We start from the raw sequence: 16896 nt of genomic DNA, 5'->3' as shown, positions 1-16896 counted from the left end.
ATGGCGACGATATCGAGATTCTCCGCTTATCGTCAAGGTGACATAAGGAGGGGTGGGTGTATCGGGGCGACCCGTACGGCCCAGCAACGCTGCCCCCTCGCGTGCCCCTCCACCGAGAGTGGAGTCGTACGTCCGTACTCCTCGGCACGCCTGACGCCCCCACACCCCGGAGCCCGCCATGACCTGTGTGAACCGACGTGACCTCGGACTGCTCACCCTGCGGCTCGGCGTCGGAGCCGTGCTCGCCGCACACGGCGGCCAGAAGCTCTTCGGCTGGTTCGGCGGCGCGGGGATCGGCGGGACCGCGCAGGGGATGGAGGCCATGGGCTACAAGCCCGGCAGACCGAGCGCGATCGCCTCGGGACTCGCCGAGGCCGGAGGCGGTCTGCTGCTCGCCCTGGGGCTGGCCACCCCGGCGGCCGGGGCGGCGGCGGCCGGCGGTATGGCGGGCGCGTCGGCGGTGCACTTTCCCAACGGCTTCTTCGGCCAGTCCGGCGGATTCGAGTTTCCGGGCCTTCTCGGCTGGACCGCGGCCTCCGTCGGTCTCATGGGCGCCGGCCGCTACTCGCTGGACCATGTCACCTGTCACCGGTTCGACCAGCGGTGGATGGTCCCCGTCGCCTTCGCGGCCAGCGCCGCGGGTGCGGCACTGGTCATCGGGAAGCGGGCCAGGGGCATGGCGGCGGCTGCCCGGGAGAGTGACGAGGACGCCCCCGTCGGACAGTGAGGGGGCCGGCGAGCCCGCCGGACAGTGAGGGGCAGCGAGAAGGGGCGGTGGCCGCCGCCCTGGCCACCGCCCCTCCACCGGGGAGGACGCGTCACCTCACGACGACGCGTCCCGCCCGGGTTCTCCGCGGTTACGGAGTGATGCGGAAGGCGTCGATCATGCCGACCGCTGTGCTCCTGTTGACGATCCTGATGGTGTGCGAGCCCCGGGAGAGCCCGGATCTCTGCCAGACGGTCTGCTGGGCCTGCCGGGCGCCGGTGATTCTCAGATCGACCGTCGCCTGGAAGGCGTTGTCCAGATAGACGTCCACCGTCCCCATGTCACCGTTGCGTTCGGAGAGGTACTGGATCCCGGTGCCGGTGAAGGTGTACTGGGCCGTCGCCCCCACCGTGTTGCTGTGATGGGTGTCGTCGTTGTAGTCGCCGTAGCCGCGGTTGGTCGTCAGGTACCAGTTGCTGTCGTAGGTCACCGCCGTGTTGTTGACCATCGGGTTCGCCGTCGAGCCGAGGCCGAGCGTGGAGTTGGTGTTCGCCAGGGACTTCGCGTCCTGGTTGGCCGTCCCGGTGAGCCGGGTGGAGGTGTACGAGCTGAGCGGCTTGGCCGTGCGCTCGACGACGTACACCGTGTTGGCCGAGGTGCTGAGCGCGAACTCGGCGGCGCTCGTGGTCAGTACGGTCGCGTTGTCGGAGACCCGGCGGACGCGGACCTGCTGCGTACCCCACGGGTTCACGATCCGGGTGCTGTTGCCGTACTGGCTCTTCAGCCCCACGTACTTGATCTCGCCCGCCTCGCGCTCCGAGCTGACGAGGAAGCCGCCCTTGGCCAGCAGACTGAACTTGCCGACGAACGAGGAGTCCGAGGGCACGGCGGGGAAGACCCGGATCTTGTCGTTGTACGACTGGAGCAGCGACTCGTTCGTCGCCGTCAGATGCACCCCGAGATACTCGAAGACACCGTTGGTGTTGGCCGTCAGACCGTTCGGATAGTTCTGGTACTGGCGCAGCATGGTCTTCATGCCCTGGAACGTCTGGTCCCCGAGGCCGAGCCTGGCGGCCTGGACCGCGTCGTTCGCCCATACGTTGCCGTACGGGAACGGCCGGGCGTTCCAGGTGTTGATGGCCTTCTGCTGGTCGGGGTAGCCGATCCCGGTGAGGTCGTACGGCCAGATCAGCTCGGCGGCCACGTTCTCGTTGTTGCGTGTCTGCGCTATCGGGGGAGTGTGCGGCAGATACACGTTCGCGTCCGACGGATACGCGATCAGATTGTCCACGATCCGCTGCCACTGCGGACGCAGATCGGCGTCCAGACCCAGATCGGCGCCGGTCTGGATGGCCAGCGGGAACAGGGTGCGTACGGCGGCCAGATCGGTGATCGCGTTGGGCACGTTCCAGTAGGTCTCGTGCGAATTGGACGTGGCCACGTAGTACTTGCCGGTGCCGCTGTCGTACGAGAGCTTCGCCGCGTAGAACTTGGCGACCTCACGCATGAACGGATAGGCCGTGTTCCGCAGATAGTTGGTGTCGTTGGTGTACTTGGCCTGGAGATACATGTTGTACGCGGCTTCGGCGCCGGTCGACCAGATGTTCTTGGTGTAGTCGCTGTTGACCGTGCCCCGGGCGTTGCCGTCCCAGCCCATGGTCTCCGGTACCCAGATCCCGTCCACGTTGTATCTGGTCCGGGTGTACGCCTTGAGCGCGTCGAAGTTCCGGCTGTACAGCTTGTTGAACCCGCTGAACAGATCGGCGTGGTTGGAGGCCAGGAACGAGTTGTAGACGTCCCGTTGGTTCCAGTACCAGTACGAGTTGCTCCACTTCGTCGCGTCCCCGGTGGCCCGGAAGGTGCCGTTGATGAAGTGGAACGGATAGTTCGCGTATCCGCCGGCGGCGATCATGTACGTGCTGAGGTAGTAGACGTTCTCCATGTAGTCCGCTTCACGGGACCCGTTGGAGTACTGCACGAACGACTTCTCCCAGAACGCGTGCCACCAGTTGCGGTAGTTGTTCAGGGTGGTCGTGTAGCCCGTGCCCTTCACCGAGTTCAGCGCGTTCTTGGCCTGGGTGACCGAGTCGTTGCCGGGGGCGTTGACCCGGCTGCTCGCGGTGAACCAGATCGTGTAGCTGCTGGACGGTGTGATCGTCAGCCGTACCTTGCGGCCGTCGACGACCTGCGCGGAGTACGCGGCGCCTTCCACGGTCGCGGCCAGGGTGTAACCGAATTTCTGCGGATCGGCCTGGCCACGGCTCAGTCCCGCGCCGCTGGAGTCGGCGTAGGTGGACACCGTCTTCCAGGTGTCGAGATTGGGTACGTCACCGCTGTTCCCGAGCTGGCTCACATCCCACAGGCTCAGGTCCAGCGCGATGCTGGACACCCCGCTCCGTGTGTCGTCCACATGGATGCCCATCACCTCGGAGTTCGGGGAACCCATGACGGTGACGGTCCGGTTGTTGTCGTACTTGGTGGTGAGTGTCCCGTCGTACAGCGAGAGCCGCTGCTGGTAGGTGGAGTACCCACTGTCCATCGCCGGGGTGGTGGCCAGATTGAGCAGCCCGCCGCCGAACGCGGTCTGCTGGGAGGTGTCGACCCCGGACACCTGCATGGACAGACCGTTGTTCTGCCATGCCATGGCACCGATACGGCCGTTGCCGACGGTCAGTCCGTAATCGGGGTTGGTGTTGGGCCGGTTGTAGACGATGTCGTGCTTGGAGAGATAGCTGGCGTAGTCGACGTTCAGCGCGCCGGTCGCGTTGTTGAACGCGGCGTCGGTGGTCGACGCGGACGCCGGACCGCCGGCGAGACCGCTCAGCAGACAGCCGACAGCGAGGACGAATACGACTATTCGGTTGGGTCTCATCGTGTGTCACTCCCACGAGTGGCGAGGGGGTGCCGAAAGGCAGGGGGGCGTACGGGTTCGCTATGGCGCGGGAAACACCTGATCGGCACGGTGCTCCAGGAAGCAGCAAGGTGACATGTTCGCAACATGCAGTGAACATCGGAGGTTTCAGGCCGTCAAGTAGCCGCGCAGAACTATTCCGCCGTCCTGTGCGCACATTGATCGGATCTCCATGGATACGTCTGCTGCGGACGGTGCCGATGGGCTCACGGGGGCGGTCCCGGCGGAGCGCTGCGGCCACTTGCGCCCACCGGGTGGTACGAGCGGCGGCCACGCGCTTACATGCGGATACGGGACGAGGACGGGCCCGCCGTCGGCGATGCCGTCGTGGGGTTCCCGAGGAGGGCCATGGCAGACGACGAGGGACGGCCGGAGGGCGATACCGCCGCGGAGGAGGACCGGTCCCACGGCTTCGCACGGCACGAGAGCCCGGAGCGGCGGGCGGACCGCCAGTGGGGCGAGATGCTCCAGGAAGTGCGGGTGGCGCAGACGGGAGCGCAGATCCTGTTCGGCTTTCTGCTCAGCGTCGCCTTCACACCGCGTTTCGCGCGGCTGGGCTGGTTCGACAAGAACCTCTATGCGGTCACCGTGGTGTTCGGGGCGCTGGCCACCGGAGCGCTGATCGCCCCGGTCTCCGTACACCGCATGCTGGCCGGGCACCGACGCAAGCCCCAACTCGTCCGTACGACAGGGCGGCTGCTCGGGACCGGTATCGCCCTGCTCTTCGCCGCCATCGCCTGCGCGGTACTCCTGCTGCTCCGGGTCGCACTGGGATCCGGCTACGCCTGGGCCGTCGCGGCCGTCGTCCTGCTGTGGTTCGCGTGCTGCTGGCTGGTCCTGCCGGTGGTTCTCAAACGCCATCTGGAACGAGAGGGATGACGGAGGACCGGCCGTCCGCGCGGGCAACCCCGGCGGCAGGGGCAGCGTCATACGAGGGGCAGCGTCCTATGGGGGGAGCCGGATTCCGCCCGGCCGGTGCCATGGACGAGGAAGGAGCGTGGGCCGTGAAGTGGTCGACCTAGCCGCCCGCCCGGAGAGTCCGGGAGCAAGGGCGGCGGGTTCCGTGAGGAACGAGATGTCCCGTACCGACAGGACGAAACCGATGTGGGTGCGCCGTGCGGAGCACAACCCCCGGCCGGCCCACGATCACCGCTACGGCGGCTGCGATCTGCCGCCGAACCCGACGCGGGAGGACACAGGCACACGCTGCCGGTGGGAACACGCCGAGTTCGGCCGGACGTGCTGTTCGGGGCCCAACGGGCGTGCCGCCAAGAAGGAGTTGGGGGAGATGAACCGCGCCGAGAACCGCAAGGAGCGCTACGCGGGCCGGCGCGAGGCCCGGCGACTCGCCGCCGGGGAGGACAGCGACTGATTCCACTCTTCTGGCCTGGCCTGGCCTGGCCCCTCGTCGTCCGGTCCGGCCTCGCGGTCACGCGCCCGCGGCCACCACTTTGAGTTCGTCGAGCGACTCCCGCAAGAAGTCCGCCAGACCGCGTTCCCCGTTCTCACCGACCCAGCGCTCGAACCCGACCTTGAAGACGGCGATGCCCGCCTCCGCCGTGAGGCTCGCGGCGGGATCCTTGACGCCGCGTCGACGGAGCGTGGCGGCGAGCGCCGCCGACAGCGACGCGAGCTTGATCAGCTCGCGCTCGCGCAGCTCCGCGTTCGCCATGATGACGGCCTGACGCCGCCGGGCGAACTCGTGGCGATCCGCGAAGAAGGCGGCGACGGTCTCCAGCGTGGAGGCCATCGCGTCGATCGGCGCGGCCGTCTCCGGAGTGCCGCCGAGGGTGTCCACGAAGACCTCCTCCAGCGCGCGCGAACCTCCGAACAGCACCTCGCGCTTGTCGGCGTAGTGCCGGAAGAACGTGCGCTCGGTGAGCCCGGCGCGTTCGGCGATCTGCGCGGTGGTGGTCTGCTCGAACCCGCGCTCGCTGAAGAGGTCCAGCGCCGCCTGTTCGAGCCGCCCGCGCGCGTTCGGTTCCCATCGAGCCATAGCCCCGACTCTACGTGATGGCAGTGACTGACATCCAGTGCTACGGTTGATGTCAGTTACTGACATGGCCTTCTCCGCCGCACCTTCCGTGTCCCGGTACCCCCGGTACCCGGTACCCCGCGGCGAGGACAGGCCGACCTACCCGGAGGTTCTCCTCATGCGTGTGTTCATCACCGGCGCGTCCGGCTGGATCGGTTCAGCCGTTGTCCCGGAGCTCATCGGTGCCGGCCACCAGGTCGTCGGGCTCGCCCGCGCGGACGCCTCGGCCGCCGCCCTCACCGAGGCCGGCGCGGAGGTGCGCCGCGGCACGCTCGACGATCTCGACACCCTGCGCGGCGCGGCCGCCGAGTCCGACGGCGTGATCCATCTCGCCTTCAAGCACGACATCGCGTTCAGCGGCGGCTTCGAGGAGGCCGCCGACGCGGACCGGCGCGTCATCGACACGTTCGGCGAGGCGCTCGCCGGCACCGGCCGCCCGTTCCTCATCGCCTCCGGGATGGCCGGGCTGGCGCCGGGGCGGCTCGCGACCGAGCAGGACGGGCAGGACGGGCAGGCGTCCGGCCCGGCAGACGCCCATCTGACCGGCGGCCCGGCCAAGCGGCAGGCCAACGCGCGCGCGACGGTCGCCCTCGCGGACCGTGGCGTCCGCTCGTCGGTCGTACGGCTTCCTCCGACCGTGCACGGCGACGGGGACCAGGGCTTCATCGCCACCGTGGTCGCCGTCGCCCGCGAGAAGGGTGTCTCCGGCTACATAGGCGACGGCGCCAACCGCTGGGCCGCTGTGCACCGGTCCGACGCCGCACACCTCTTCCGGCTGGCGCTGGAGAGTGCTCCGGCCGGCTCCACGCTGCACGCGGTGGCGGACGAGGGCGTACCGATCCGTACCGTCGCCGAGGTGATCGGGCGTCATCTCGGCGTGCCCGTGGCCTCGGTCTCCCCCGACGACGCGGCCGGGCACTTCACCTGGCTGGCCGCCTTCCTCGGCTTGGACAGCCCCAGCTCCAGCGCGCGCACCCGCGAACTGCTGGGGTGGCGCCCGGTCCAGCTCGGGCTCGTCGAAGACCTCGACAAGGGCCACTACTTCGCCACCCCGTCCGCCTGACCGCTCAACGGCGCCCGGGGCAAGGCGAAGGGGGCGCGACAGCTCCAGGGCGCCGAGCACGGCAGCCGCTCGCGCCGATGTCCCGGGTGTCCGTGTCCGGCCGGCGTCAGGAGCTCGTCAGGAGCTGGTGAGGATGACGAGTTGCCTGGTCGCCCGGGTCATCGCGACATAGCGGTCGACCGCTCCTTCGATGCCCTCGCCGAACGTCTCCGGGTCGATGAGGACGACCAGGTCGAACTCAAGTCCTTTCGACAGCTCCGGGGTCAGCGACCGGACGCGGGACGCCGTCCGGAACGCGGGATCGCCGATGACGCAGGCGGTCCCGTCGGCATGCGCGGCGAGCCAGGTGTCGAGGACCGAGCTCAGATCCGAGGCGGATCCGTGGACGACGGGGATGCCGCCGCCGCGGATGGAGGTCGGCACGTTGGCGTCCGGGAGCACTGCCCGGATGACCGGCTCGGCCTCCGCCATGATCTCCTCGGGCGTCCGGTAGTTGATGCTCAGGGTGGCCAGGTTGATCCGGTCGAACCCGATCCGCTCCAGCCGCTCCCGCCACGACTCCGTGAACCCGTGCCGGGCCTGGGCACGGTCCCCGACGATGGTGAAGCTCCGGGACGGGCACCGGAGCAGCAGCATCTGCCACTCCGCGTCGGTCAGTTCCTGGGCCTCGTCCACGACGATGTGCGCGAACGGACCGGCGAGCAGATCCGGTTCGATGCCGGGCGACACGGACTCGTCGACGAGGGTGTCCCGCATGTCCTGCCCGTGCAGCATGGTCACCGCGCCCTCACCGTCGTCGTCGGCCTGGAGCAGGGCGTCGACGACCTTGGCCATGTGCTCGCGTTCGGCGGCGACAGTGGCCTTGCGCCGCCGCTCGCGCAGCGATGACTCCGGGTCGCCGAGCCGCTGCCGTGCCGCGTCGAGGAGCGGCAGGTCGGACACCGTCCAGCCCTGGGCGTCCTCGCGCCGCAGCCGCCGGACGTCGTCGGGGCCGAGCCAGGGAGCGCACTTGCGCAGATAGGCGGGTACGGACCACAGGTCTCCGACGAGGTCGGCCGCCTCGATCAGCGGCCACGCGCGGTTGAAGGCCGTGAGCAGTTCCCTGTTCCGCGACAGCGACTTGCGGAGCAGGGCTTCCGGGGCGTCGCCCTCGTGCTTGTCCACCAGGATCGTGAGCAGCTTCTCCCAGACCTGGTCGCGCGCGTCGTTGTGCGGAGTACCGGGTTCCGCCGCTTCGAACGCCACGGCCCAGTCGTCGGCGCTCAGCTGGATGTCGGACCAGTGGGTCGTGACCGTCATCCCCTTGGCGGGCGGCTCCTCGTAGAACCTGACGGCCGTCTCGATCGCCTTCACCAGGTTCGCGGACGACTTCAGGAGGGCCACCTCCGGGTCGGTCTCGGTCGCCGCCGAGGCTCCCTCGGCGACGAGGTCCCGCAGGGTGCAGGTCTGCACGCCCTCCTCGCCGAGGCTGGGGAGGACGTCGGCGACATAGCCCAGATAGGGCTGGTGCGGACCGACGAACAGCACGCCGCCGCGGCGGTGGCCGAGACGGGGGTCGGAGTAGAGGAGGTAGGCGGAGCGGTGCAGGGCGACGACGGTCTTCCCCGTACCCGGACCGCCGTCGACGACGAGAGCGCCGCGGGATCCCGCGCGGATGATGGCGTCCTGGTCGGCCTGGATGGTGCCGAGCACGTCCCGCATCCGTGCCGAACGGTTGCCGCCCAGGCTGGCGATGAAGGCGGACTGGTCGTCGAGCGCGGCATGCCCGGCGAACCCGTCCGAGGTGAACACCTCGTCCCAGTAGTCGTTGATCCGGCCGCGGGTCCAGCGATATCTGCGGCGGCTCGCCAGACCCATCGGATTGGCGTGGGTGGCTCCGAAGAACGGCTCGGCCGCGGGGGAGCGCCAGTCGAGCAGCAGCCGGCGACCCGCGCTGTCCGTAAGACCAAGCCGGCCGATGTACATGGGCTCCGGATCGTCCGCGCCGACCATATGTCCGAGGCACAGGTCCAGACCGAAGCGGCGCAGTGCGCGCAGGCGGGCGGTCAGCCGGTGGATCTCCACATCCCGGTCCAACGCCTGCCGGCCCGCGCCGCCGGGTGCCCTGCGCTCGGCGTCGAGGCGGTCGGACAGTTCGGCGATCGACTGCGCGAGGCACTCCGCGACGGCCGCGAAGTGCTCTTCGTCACCGGCGATCAGCGCCGGGTCGGCCTTGGGGGAGAGGCGGTCGGGAAGGTCAAACGCGCTGGCAGTCAGGGGGTTCACGTCAGCAGCTCCGATCTGAGGTCGCTCGCGACCATGGCGCGTGGCAGGGCGTCCGGACCGGCGTGACGAGCCTGGTGGCGGCAACGGCGGTCGCTCGTGCGCGGGTCCCGGGGATGAGAGTGGTCCTGAGCGCGGCTGACAGTGACTCGGTGGCCGGGACCGGACCGTCGTGTGCCGTGCCGGTACCCGGACCGGCCACCCTGCGGGCCCAGTATGGCTGGTCACCGGCTGGGGTACGACCACCCGAGGCGCCCCGGCCCTGGGCGGCCGTCGGCACCCGGTTGTCGGTCACCTCCGGTGGGAACGGCCTGCCCCGCCGCGGCGACGGCGGGTGGTGCGGCGACGGCGGGGTGACCGGCTGGCGGCTCGCGAAGACGTAACGGATGCCCGGCTTCTCGGCCACCGGCCGCGCGGCGACCCGCGTCAGGCCGGCCGCCACCAGCGGTTCGACATCCCCGCGCGACCCATACCGCGACCCATACGTCGACAACACCACACGCACTTCGCGACTCCCCGTTTCCGCAGGTTCCGGCCTCGGTCGGCGATTCTGCGGTACGACCCGGGCCTTGCCGCAAGCCCCCCGGTGCGCTATACGTTGAGCACGGAAAGGAGAGCGGATCTCCTTTCCATTGTTTTTTGTCGTCCGCCGTGGCCGGACGACCGACAACCCCTTCACGAAGCGGCGGAGTGCCGCACACCTGACCAACATCCGGAACCTGGTTCCGTATGTGGGAAATGGCCGCAGGTGCGGAAGAGAGTTGCGGGAACGGTGTTCCGGATTCCTGAACGGTGTTCCGGTACATGCGACGGCCAGGGTCCTGTCCGGCCTAGCGCGGTAGGCGCAGTCCCGCGATGAGGAGTTCGACCAGTCGGCGCGCGTCGTAGCGGGGATCGCTGTCCGCGCCGACGCAGAGATTCCCGACGCCGCGCATGAGTTCCAGGGCGTCCATGTCGGACCGGATCTCGCCGGCGGCGGCCGCGGCTTCGAGCAGCTCGGCACACACGGGCACGAGCCGGTCCAGGAAGTAGGCGTGCAGCGTGTCGAAGCCGGCGTCGTCGGACTGCAGCGCGGCCGCGAGTCCGTGCTTGGTGACCAGGAAATCCACGAAGAGATTGATCCATCGCCCCAGCGCGGCGTGAGGGGTCGCGCAGGTCGCCAGCAGGATCGGCCCGGCCTCGGCGCACGCCTCGACCTGGTGCCGGTAGACGGCGATGATGAGATCCGCCCGCGTCGGGAAGTGGCGGTAGATCGTGCCCGTCCCGACGCCGGCCCTGGCCGCGATGTCGCGTACCGGCGCTTCCACGCCCGACGTGACGAAGATCGCGGCGGCCGCGTCGAGCAGAGTCTCCTTGTTGCGCCGGGCGTCCGCCCGTTTGGGCCGGGCCGTATGCCCCGCGCCCCCGTCGCCGTCGTTCACCGCGCCGTCCTTCCCTCACCGGGTTTGCCAAACGGAACAGCGTTCCGTATCTTTATCGGAACAAGGTTCCGTTTGCTTATGATGCCAGAGCAGGAAGCAGACGGCCAAGCCACGCATTGCCACCACAGCTCACCCGCGATGGAGGAACGCTGTCATGCAGTACCGCACCTTGGGCCGCACCGGTGTACAGGTCAGCTCGCTCGCGCTCGGCGCGATGAACTTCGGCGCCATCGGGCGCACCACCCAGGACGAGGCCACCGCCGTCGTCGACGCCGCCCTTGAGGCCGGGATCAACCTCATCGATACGGCAGACATCTACAGCGGCGGCGAGTCGGAGGAGATGGTCGGCCGGGCCATCGCCGGACGCCGCGACGACATCGTGCTGGCCACGAAGGCGGGCATGCCCATGGGTGACGAGCGCAACCACCGCGGCGCCTCGCGCCGCTGGCTGGTCACCGAGCTGGACAACAGCCTGCGCCGCCTCGGTGTCGACCACGTCGATCTCTACCAGATCCACCGGTGGGACCCGAGTACCGGCGACGAGGAGACGCTGTCGGCCCTGACCGACCTGCAACGCGCGGGGAAGATACGCTACTTCGGCTCCTCGACCTTCCCTGCGTACCGCCTCGTGCAGGCGGAGTGGGCCGCCCGGGACGGCCGTCTGAGCCGTTACGTCACCGAACAGCCCAGCTACTCGATCCTGCAGCGCGGGATCGAGACCGACGTCCTGCCCGTGACCGAGGAGTACGGCCTCGGTGTGCTGGTGTGGAGCCCGCTGGCCTCGGGCTGGCTGTCGGGCGCGATCCGCGAGGGCCGGGACATCACCACCAGCCGCTCGACGTTCATGCCGGACCGTTTCGACATCACCGTCCCGTCCAACCGGGCCAGGCTGGACGCGGTCGAGCGACTCGCCAAGGTCGCCGACGAGGCCGGTCTCACGATGATCCAGCTCGCGCTCGGTTTCGTGACCGCGCACCCCGCCGTGACCAGCGCGATCATCGGTCCTCGCACGCTGGACCACCTGCGCTCGCAGCTCGCCGCCGCGGACACCGTGCTCTCCGCCGACGTGCTCGACGCCATCGACGAGGTCGTCGCTCCGGGCACCGACCTCGCCCCGCACGAGAAGTTCGACACTCCGCCCGCCCTGCTCGACCCGTCGCTGCGGCGCCGCTGACCGCACCGGCGGTGACGTGCGGAAGCTGCCCCGGCACACGATGCGTTATAGAGTGTGGAGTCGCCCTTGACCTGCGAGAACGCGGGCAGGGAGCCTACATTCAGGAGTGCCTCGATGGTGCGTACCATGTTCAAGTCGAAGATTCACCGGGCCACCGTGACCCACGCGGATCTCCATTACGTCGGCTCCGTCACGGTGGACGCCGAGCTGATGGAGGCCGCCGATCTGCTGCCCGGTGAGCTGGTGCACATCGTGGACATCGACAACGGTGCCCGGCTGGAGACCTATGTCATCGAGGGTGAGCGCGGGTCCGGGGTCATCGGGATCAACGGCGCCGCCGCGCATCTCGTCCACCCCGGCGATCTGGTGATCCTCATCAGCTATGCCCAGATGGACGATGCCGAGGCGCGCGCGTTCATCCCGAGCGTCGTCCATGTCGGTGCGGACAACCGCGTGGTGGCGGTGGGCGGCGACGCGTCCGCTCCCGTGCCGGGCGGCCGTACCGTACGCGCACCGCACGCCGTCGCGGGCTGAAGCGGCGGCGCCCCACCAGGAGCAGGGAGAACCCACCGTCATGTCAGATCTCGACATCCGGGACAACCGGTCCGAGGGGCGTCTGGAGGCGTACGAGAACGGCCGGGCCGTCGGCTCCGTCGTGTATCTCGCCATGGAGGCCACGGAGGAGTCGCCCGGAGCGCTGGTCGCCGTGCACACCGTGGTGGAGGAGGGGCACGAGGGCAAGGGCATCGCGGGCGCGCTGGTGCGCGAGCTGTACGCGACGGCCGGGCGCGAGGGCCTGCCGGTCGTCCCGATCTGCCCGTATGCCGCGCGATGGGCACAGCGCCATCCCGAGGAGGCCCCGGAGGCCCCGGCCGAGGCGGTCGAGAACGCGCGGGAGCTGCTGAAGGCCGCGCTCGACGCGCGGGAGGGCGGGGAGAACGGGGAGAGCCGCGGAGAGGCGGCGGGCGCCTGACGGCGTTCACGTCCCTCCGGCAGACCCCTTCTGTCACTCTTCGTCCTGTCGGGCGAACATTGCCGGACTCGGCGTGCGGTCCTGTCCTAGCATCGCGATCATGCTGACTCTGCTGCATACCTCCCCGGTCCATGTCCCGGTCTTCGACGCCCTGCGGGACATGGACCATCCGGGACTCGTCCTGCGCCATGTCGTCGAGGAGTCCCTGCTCAGCAGGGCGAGGGCCGAGGGCCCGGAATCCGTGGCGGCCGATGTCGAGGCGGTGCTCACCGCCGCTGTCGCCGAGGGCTCGGCCGCCGTGCTCTGCACCTGCTCGACCATCGGTGAGGTCGCCGAGAAGACCGGTGCGGCGCTCGGGATCCCCGTACTGCGGGTCGACCGGCCGATGGCCGCGGCGGCCGCCGCGGCCGGCCGGGTCGTCGTGGTCGCCGCCCTGGAGAGCACACTGGAACCGACGGCCGCGCTGATCCGCCAGGAGGCCGCCGGACGCCCGGTCGACCTGCGGATGGTGCTGGTCGAGGGCGCCTGGGAGCGCTTCGAGGCGGGCGATCAGGACGGCTATCTGAACGCGGTGGCCGCGGTGGTGGACGAGATCACCGGCGCGGATGTGGTCGTGCTGGCGCAGGCCTCGATGGCCGACGCGGCGGACCGTACGACCTGCGCCCTTCCGGTCTTCTCCAGCCCGCGCCCGGGGCTGAACGCGGCGGCCGCCGCGGCGGCCGCGATCTGACGCCGGGCGTGAAGCGGCCGGGCGCGCTCCGGGCGCCGCACCGGTGGCCGAGTGCGCGCGCCGGACACCGTGTTCGGCACCGCGGCCCCGGGCACCGCGCCCGGTCCGTCCGACGGCCCGGTGTGTCGGCGCGTATCGGCCGCGTACGACGGTGCGTACGGCCTGTGCGGCTGCCCACGGGCGTCCCGGCTGCGTCTCGTGGACGTCGTCCGCGCGGGACGCCCCCGCGCGGACGTGCGGCCCGTACCGGCCGGATCACGCGTGGACCCGGCGCGCGTGGGCACGCGCACCGGGAGACAGTGAGAACGCACAACGCCCGCACCACGGGAGGCAAGGCCATGACCAGCCCGAATCCGGACCCCGTTCACCCCGATCCGGTACCGCCCGCACCCATCCCGCCGCGGCCCGGCCCGGATCCGGTGCCGCCCGGTCCACCGCCGATGCCCACACCGCCGCCGCACCCGACGCCGCCGCCGAGCCCCACGCCCATGCCCCCGCCGGACCCGATCCCGGGCCCGCCGCCGGGCCCCGACCCCGTACCGGGGCCGGAACCCGAACCCGCACCCGGGCCGCTCGGCTGACCGGAGCCGTACAGGACCTAGTCGGTCGAGACCTCGGAGCGGTCGCCGCCCCAGAGGGTGTGGAACGAGCCCTCGCGGTCCGTGCGCCGGTAGGTGTGCGCGCCGAAGAAGTCCCGCTGCCCCTGGGTGAGCGCGGCGGGCAGCCGGTCGGCGCGCAGCGCGTCGTAGTACGAGAGCGCCGCGGCGAAGCCCGGCGTCGGCACCCCCTGGTGCACGGCCGTGGCGACCACCGCGCGCCAGTCCTCCTGCGCCGCGCCGATCTCCTCGGCGAACTGCTTGTCGGAGAGGAGACTCGGCAGCTCGCGCTGAGTGTCGTAGGCCTCGCGGATCCGGTCGAGGAACGCGGCACGGATGATGCACCCGGCCCGCCAGATCGAGGCGACCGAACCGAGGTCGATGTTCCAGTCGTACTCGTCGCTGCCCGCCTGGATCTGGTGGAAGCCCTGGGTGTACGAGACGATCTTCGACGCGTACAGCGCCTGCTCGACCTGGTCGGCGAAGCGCGCCGCGTCCGCCTCGGAGAGCGGCGCCGCCGTCGGGCCCGGCAGCGAGCGGGACGCGTCGCGCAGCCCGGCGTGGCCGGAGAGCGAGCGCGCGAAGACCGCCTCGGCGATACCGGAGACCGGCACCCCCAGATCGAGGGCGATCTGTACGGTCCAGCGGCCGGTGCCCTTCTGCTCGGCCTGGTCGGTCACGATGTCCACGAACGGCTTCCCGGTCGCCGCGTCCGTGTGGGCGAGCACCTCGGCCGTGATCTCGATCAGATACGAGTCGAGCCGGCCGGTGTTCCAGGTCCTGAAGGTCTCGGCGATCTTGGCGGGGGAGTAGCCCGCGACGGCCCGCAGCAGGTGGTACGCCTCGGCGATGAGCTGCATATCGGCGTACTCGATACCGTTGTGCACCATCTTCACGAAGTGGCCGGCGCCGTCGGGGCCGATGTGCGCCACCGTGGGCGCGCCGTCGGGCGCCTTGGCGGCGATCCGCTCCAGCAGCGGGCCGAGCGAGGCGTACGACTCGACGGAGCCGCCCGGCATGATGCTCGGTCCGTGCAGCGCGCCCTCCTCGCCGCCCGAGATGCCCACACCGACGAAGTGGATACCGCGCTCACGCAGATCCTTCTCCCGGCGCCGGGTGTCGGCGAAGTGGGCGTTGCCGCCGTCGATGATGACGTCGCCCTCCTCCAGCAGCGGGGCGAACTCCTCGATCACGGCATCGGTCGGGGCGCCGGCCTTGACCATGATGATCAGCCGGCGGGGCCGCTCCAGCGCCGCGACGAAGTCCGCCGCGGACTCCGCGGCGACAAAGGTGCCCTCATCGCCGAACTCCTCCACCAGGGCACGGGTCTTCGACGCGGTGCGGTTGTGCACCGCGACCGTGAAGCCGTTCCGGGCGAAGTTCCGGGCGAGATTGCGGCCCATGACCGCGAGCCCCGTGACACCGATCTGGGCAGTTCCACTCATGTCCTGTGCTCCTGGATATCCGTAGGATGCGCCGCGCGCCGCCGGTAGGTCCCGCTGGGGAGCGGTACGTACCGTCGGACATGGCCGTTCATCAGTCGTCAAGCGGGCCCGGACCTCATACATTCCGGACCTGACGCATCGTGCCGTGTTCTGCGCGTGAGCGCGAGACGAGTACGGCGTGCCTCGACCGGGCCTCGTTCACGAAGTATTGACACTCTCTCAGCGACGGCGTAACACTGACAGCGCTTTGGAGAGCGCTCTCCCGCAGTGATCCCGGGTTCTTCACCGGCTGTGGGACCGGCTCTCCGCGGTGCACCTTCCGGCTCCACTTCCCCCCCACCGCACCCTCTGACGGGTGCGGCTGAAGAGCGGCATGGAGGTCCGCATGGCCGAAAGATTGCGCGAATTCCGCAGTACCGCACTGGTGTCCGCGTTGCTTGTCGCCACCGCCCTTGCTCTGGTGGCGTTCGGGCTCATCGCGATACCGGACACCGCGACCGCCGAGGCCACTCCACAGGCGGCCGGTCCGCCCGCGGCGGCCCAGGCGGCCCACGCGGGTCACCGAATGGCCCCGGCCGTCCCCGTACCGTCCGGCGACGATCCCGACGGGGACGGATATATTCCGGCCAATCCGCCGGTGACCGGTGTCGTGCCGTCCGCGGAGATCCCGCCGACCCGGTATTTCCACGAGTTCCAGGCGAACTGTTCCATGACGCACACCCGGCCGGACGACCCGATCGTTTACCCCGGCCAGCCGGGCAAGTCGCACGACCACACCTTCATGGGCAACAACACGACCGACGCGAACAGCACCACGGCTTCGCTGAGCGGCGGCGGCACCGCGTGCAAGGCGCCCGGTGACAAGTCCGCGTACTGGATGCCGACCCTGTACAAGGGGAACACCGCGGTCGCGCCGGTCGGTCCGCAGACCATCTACTACAAGTCGGGTGTCACCGACTACCGCTCGGTGCGGCCGTTCCCCAAGGGACTGCGCTTCGTCGTCGGCAGTCCGATGCAGACCGCCGAGCAGTTCCGCAACCACCGGGGCTGGGTGGAGGGCTGGGAGTGCGGGGAGAGCTACAAGAACACCGAGTTCCCCGCGTCCTGCCCGGCCCGGCCGGATGTCCAGCTCAATCTCCGTTTCCAGGCGCCGAGTTGCTGGGACGGACGGTATCTGGACACACCGGATCACCAGAGCCATATGGCCTATCCGCGAGCGCAGGGCGCCAACCAGGACGTCTGCCCGCCCTCGCATCCGGTGGCGCTGCCGATGATCGAGTTCAAGATGGCCTGGCCCGTCAACGGTGATATGTCACAGGTGAGGCTGGCGAGCGGGGTGGGGCACACGTTCCACTACGACTTCTTCAACGCCTGGGACGACCGCACGCTGAACGCCCTGGTCCAGCACTGTGTCATCGGCGGGCTCCAGTGTGACGCCCGTGGGTACGACCAGACGCACCCCGAGGCGGGCGCGGCGCTGAACGCGAACTACGAACTGCCCTGATCCGGGCCGCTCTCCCGTAGGGGTGGACCGCACCCTTACGGGAGAGCGCTCTCCCGTCCAGATCCCCACCCGCACA

At 69.9% G+C, this 16896-nt stretch carries 14 protein-coding genes and 1 pseudogene; 9 read left to right on the top strand and 6 right to left on the bottom strand.

Annotated elements, in window-relative coordinates; all coding sequences use genetic code 11:
- Window positions 1–178 precede the first annotated feature (178 nt).
- Complete coding sequence (locus tag OG214_RS03985; RefSeq protein ID WP_382857824.1) at window positions 179–727, top strand: DoxX family protein; 549 nt, start codon at window positions 179–181, stop codon at window positions 725–727.
- Between the two features lie 130 nt (window positions 728–857).
- On the opposite strand, the gene OG214_RS03980 is transcribed toward OG214_RS03985, so the two are convergent.
- Window positions 858–3578, bottom strand: coding sequence for a glycosyl hydrolase family 95 catalytic domain-containing protein (locus tag OG214_RS03980; RefSeq protein WP_363083836.1), 2721 nt, complete (start codon window positions 3576–3578; stop codon window positions 858–860).
- Window positions 3579–3965: 387 nt separating this feature from the next.
- Between OG214_RS03980 and OG214_RS03975 the strand changes: the two genes are divergently transcribed.
- Together OG214_RS03975 and OG214_RS03970 are read left to right on the top strand one after the other, a co-directional pair.
- A complete protein-coding gene (locus OG214_RS03975) occupies window positions 3966–4496 on the top strand; it encodes a DUF6328 family protein (protein WP_382857818.1) in 531 nt (176 codons plus the stop codon).
- 196 nt (window positions 4497–4692) lie between these two features.
- Window positions 4693–4989 carry a hypothetical protein gene (locus OG214_RS03970; protein ID WP_405983779.1) on the top strand — a complete coding sequence of 99 codons (297 nt, stop codon included), beginning with the start codon at window positions 4693–4695 and terminating at the stop codon, window positions 4987–4989.
- A 57-nt stretch (window positions 4990–5046) separates the two neighbouring features.
- Here the strand turns inward: OG214_RS03970 and OG214_RS03965 are convergent, their stop codons facing one another.
- Window positions 5047–5613: a TetR family transcriptional regulator gene (locus tag OG214_RS03965; protein WP_363083833.1), complete on the bottom strand. Its 567-nt coding sequence runs from the start codon at window positions 5611–5613 to the stop codon at window positions 5047–5049.
- A 157-nt stretch (window positions 5614–5770) separates the two neighbouring features.
- Here OG214_RS03965 and OG214_RS03960 point away from each other — a divergent pair, with 157 nt between their 5' ends.
- The gene (locus OG214_RS03960; RefSeq protein WP_405983778.1) at window positions 5771–6715 is read left to right on the top strand and encodes an SDR family oxidoreductase; all 945 of its coding nucleotides are present in this window, start codon (window positions 5771–5773) and stop codon (window positions 6713–6715) included.
- 117 nt (window positions 6716–6832) lie between these two features.
- Here OG214_RS03960 and helR read toward each other — a convergent pair whose 3' ends face one another.
- The 3 genes and pseudogenes from helR to OG214_RS03945 form a co-directional block, all read right to left on the bottom strand.
- Window positions 6833–8980 carry an RNA polymerase recycling motor ATPase HelR gene (gene helR / locus OG214_RS03955; RefSeq protein WP_405983777.1) on the bottom strand — a complete coding sequence of 716 codons (2148 nt, stop codon included), beginning with the start codon at window positions 8978–8980 and terminating at the stop codon, window positions 6833–6835.
- A 1-nt stretch (window position 8981) separates the two neighbouring features.
- A pseudogene (locus tag OG214_RS03950) lies at window positions 8982–9241 on the bottom strand (hypothetical protein); the annotation flags it as partial.
- A 566-nt stretch (window positions 9242–9807) separates the two neighbouring features.
- A complete protein-coding gene (locus tag OG214_RS03945; protein WP_405983776.1) occupies window positions 9808–10398 on the bottom strand; it encodes a TetR/AcrR family transcriptional regulator in 591 nt (196 codons plus the stop codon).
- A 154-nt stretch (window positions 10399–10552) separates the two neighbouring features.
- Between OG214_RS03945 and OG214_RS03940 the strand changes: the two genes are divergently transcribed.
- The 4 genes from OG214_RS03940 to OG214_RS03925 all read left to right on the top strand — a co-directional run bounded on the left by OG214_RS03940 (window position 10553) and on the right by OG214_RS03925 (window position 13275).
- Window positions 10553–11572 carry an aldo/keto reductase gene (locus OG214_RS03940; RefSeq protein ID WP_363083829.1) on the top strand — a complete coding sequence of 340 codons (1020 nt, stop codon included), beginning with the start codon at window positions 10553–10555 and terminating at the stop codon, window positions 11570–11572.
- 114 nt (window positions 11573–11686) lie between these two features.
- Window positions 11687–12106, top strand: coding sequence for an aspartate 1-decarboxylase (gene panD / locus OG214_RS03935; RefSeq protein ID WP_382857797.1), 420 nt, complete (start codon window positions 11687–11689; stop codon window positions 12104–12106).
- Between the two features lie 40 nt (window positions 12107–12146).
- The gene (locus OG214_RS03930) at window positions 12147–12545 is read left to right on the top strand and encodes a GNAT family N-acetyltransferase (RefSeq protein ID WP_405983775.1); all 399 of its coding nucleotides are present in this window, start codon (window positions 12147–12149) and stop codon (window positions 12543–12545) included.
- 100 nt (window positions 12546–12645) lie between these two features.
- Complete coding sequence (locus OG214_RS03925; RefSeq protein WP_383032760.1) at window positions 12646–13275, top strand: aspartate/glutamate racemase family protein; 630 nt, start codon at window positions 12646–12648, stop codon at window positions 13273–13275.
- A 598-nt stretch (window positions 13276–13873) separates the two neighbouring features.
- Here the strand turns inward: OG214_RS03925 and gndA are convergent.
- Window positions 13874–15316 (bottom strand): NADP-dependent phosphogluconate dehydrogenase, encoded by a 1443-nt coding sequence (gene gndA, locus OG214_RS03920; protein ID WP_405983774.1) that lies wholly within the window; start codon window positions 15314–15316, stop codon window positions 13874–13876.
- 385 nt (window positions 15317–15701) lie between these two features.
- Between gndA and OG214_RS03915 the strand changes: the two genes are divergently transcribed.
- Window positions 15702–16820, top strand: a complete 1119-nt coding sequence (locus tag OG214_RS03915) for a DUF1996 domain-containing protein (protein WP_363084913.1) — start codon at window positions 15702–15704, stop codon at window positions 16818–16820.
- Window positions 16821–16896 lie beyond the last annotated feature (76 nt).

The sequence above is a fragment of the Streptomyces sp. NBC_00872 genome (genome assembly GCF_045161915.1).
Lineage (GTDB): Bacteria > Actinomycetota > Actinomycetes > Streptomycetales > Streptomycetaceae > Streptomyces.
Note: the sequence above shows the minus strand (reverse complement) of the source record. Positions and strands in the feature narration are given on the sequence as shown.

What these genes read in the sequence shown, in the direction of transcription:
- OG214_RS03975 (WP_382857818.1), top strand. Translation starts at nt 3,966, where the DNA reads ATGGCAGACGACGAGGGACGGCCGGAGGGCGATACCGCCGCGGAGGAG.
- gndA (WP_405983774.1), bottom strand. Translation starts at nt 15,316, where the DNA reads ATGAGTGGAACTGCCCAGATCGGTGTCACGGGGCTCGCGGTCATGGGC.
- OG214_RS03970 (WP_405983779.1), top strand. Translation starts at nt 4,693, where the DNA reads ATGTCCCGTACCGACAGGACGAAACCGATGTGGGTGCGCCGTGCGGAG.
- OG214_RS03915 (WP_363084913.1), top strand. Translation starts at nt 15,702, where the DNA reads ATGGCCGAAAGATTGCGCGAATTCCGCAGTACCGCACTGGTGTCCGCG.
- panD (WP_382857797.1), top strand. Translation starts at nt 11,687, where the DNA reads ATGGTGCGTACCATGTTCAAGTCGAAGATTCACCGGGCCACCGTGACC.
- OG214_RS03965 (WP_363083833.1), bottom strand. Translation starts at nt 5,613, where the DNA reads ATGGCTCGATGGGAACCGAACGCGCGCGGGCGGCTCGAACAGGCGGCG.
- OG214_RS03940 (WP_363083829.1), top strand. Translation starts at nt 10,553, where the DNA reads ATGCAGTACCGCACCTTGGGCCGCACCGGTGTACAGGTCAGCTCGCTC.
- OG214_RS03980 (WP_363083836.1), bottom strand. Translation starts at nt 3,578, where the DNA reads ATGAGACCCAACCGAATAGTCGTATTCGTCCTCGCTGTCGGCTGTCTG.
- OG214_RS03985 (WP_382857824.1), top strand. Translation starts at nt 179, where the DNA reads ATGACCTGTGTGAACCGACGTGACCTCGGACTGCTCACCCTGCGGCTC.
- OG214_RS03960 (WP_405983778.1), top strand. Translation starts at nt 5,771, where the DNA reads ATGCGTGTGTTCATCACCGGCGCGTCCGGCTGGATCGGTTCAGCCGTT.
- OG214_RS03930 (WP_405983775.1), top strand. Translation starts at nt 12,147, where the DNA reads ATGTCAGATCTCGACATCCGGGACAACCGGTCCGAGGGGCGTCTGGAG.
- OG214_RS03925 (WP_383032760.1), top strand. Translation starts at nt 12,646, where the DNA reads ATGCTGACTCTGCTGCATACCTCCCCGGTCCATGTCCCGGTCTTCGAC.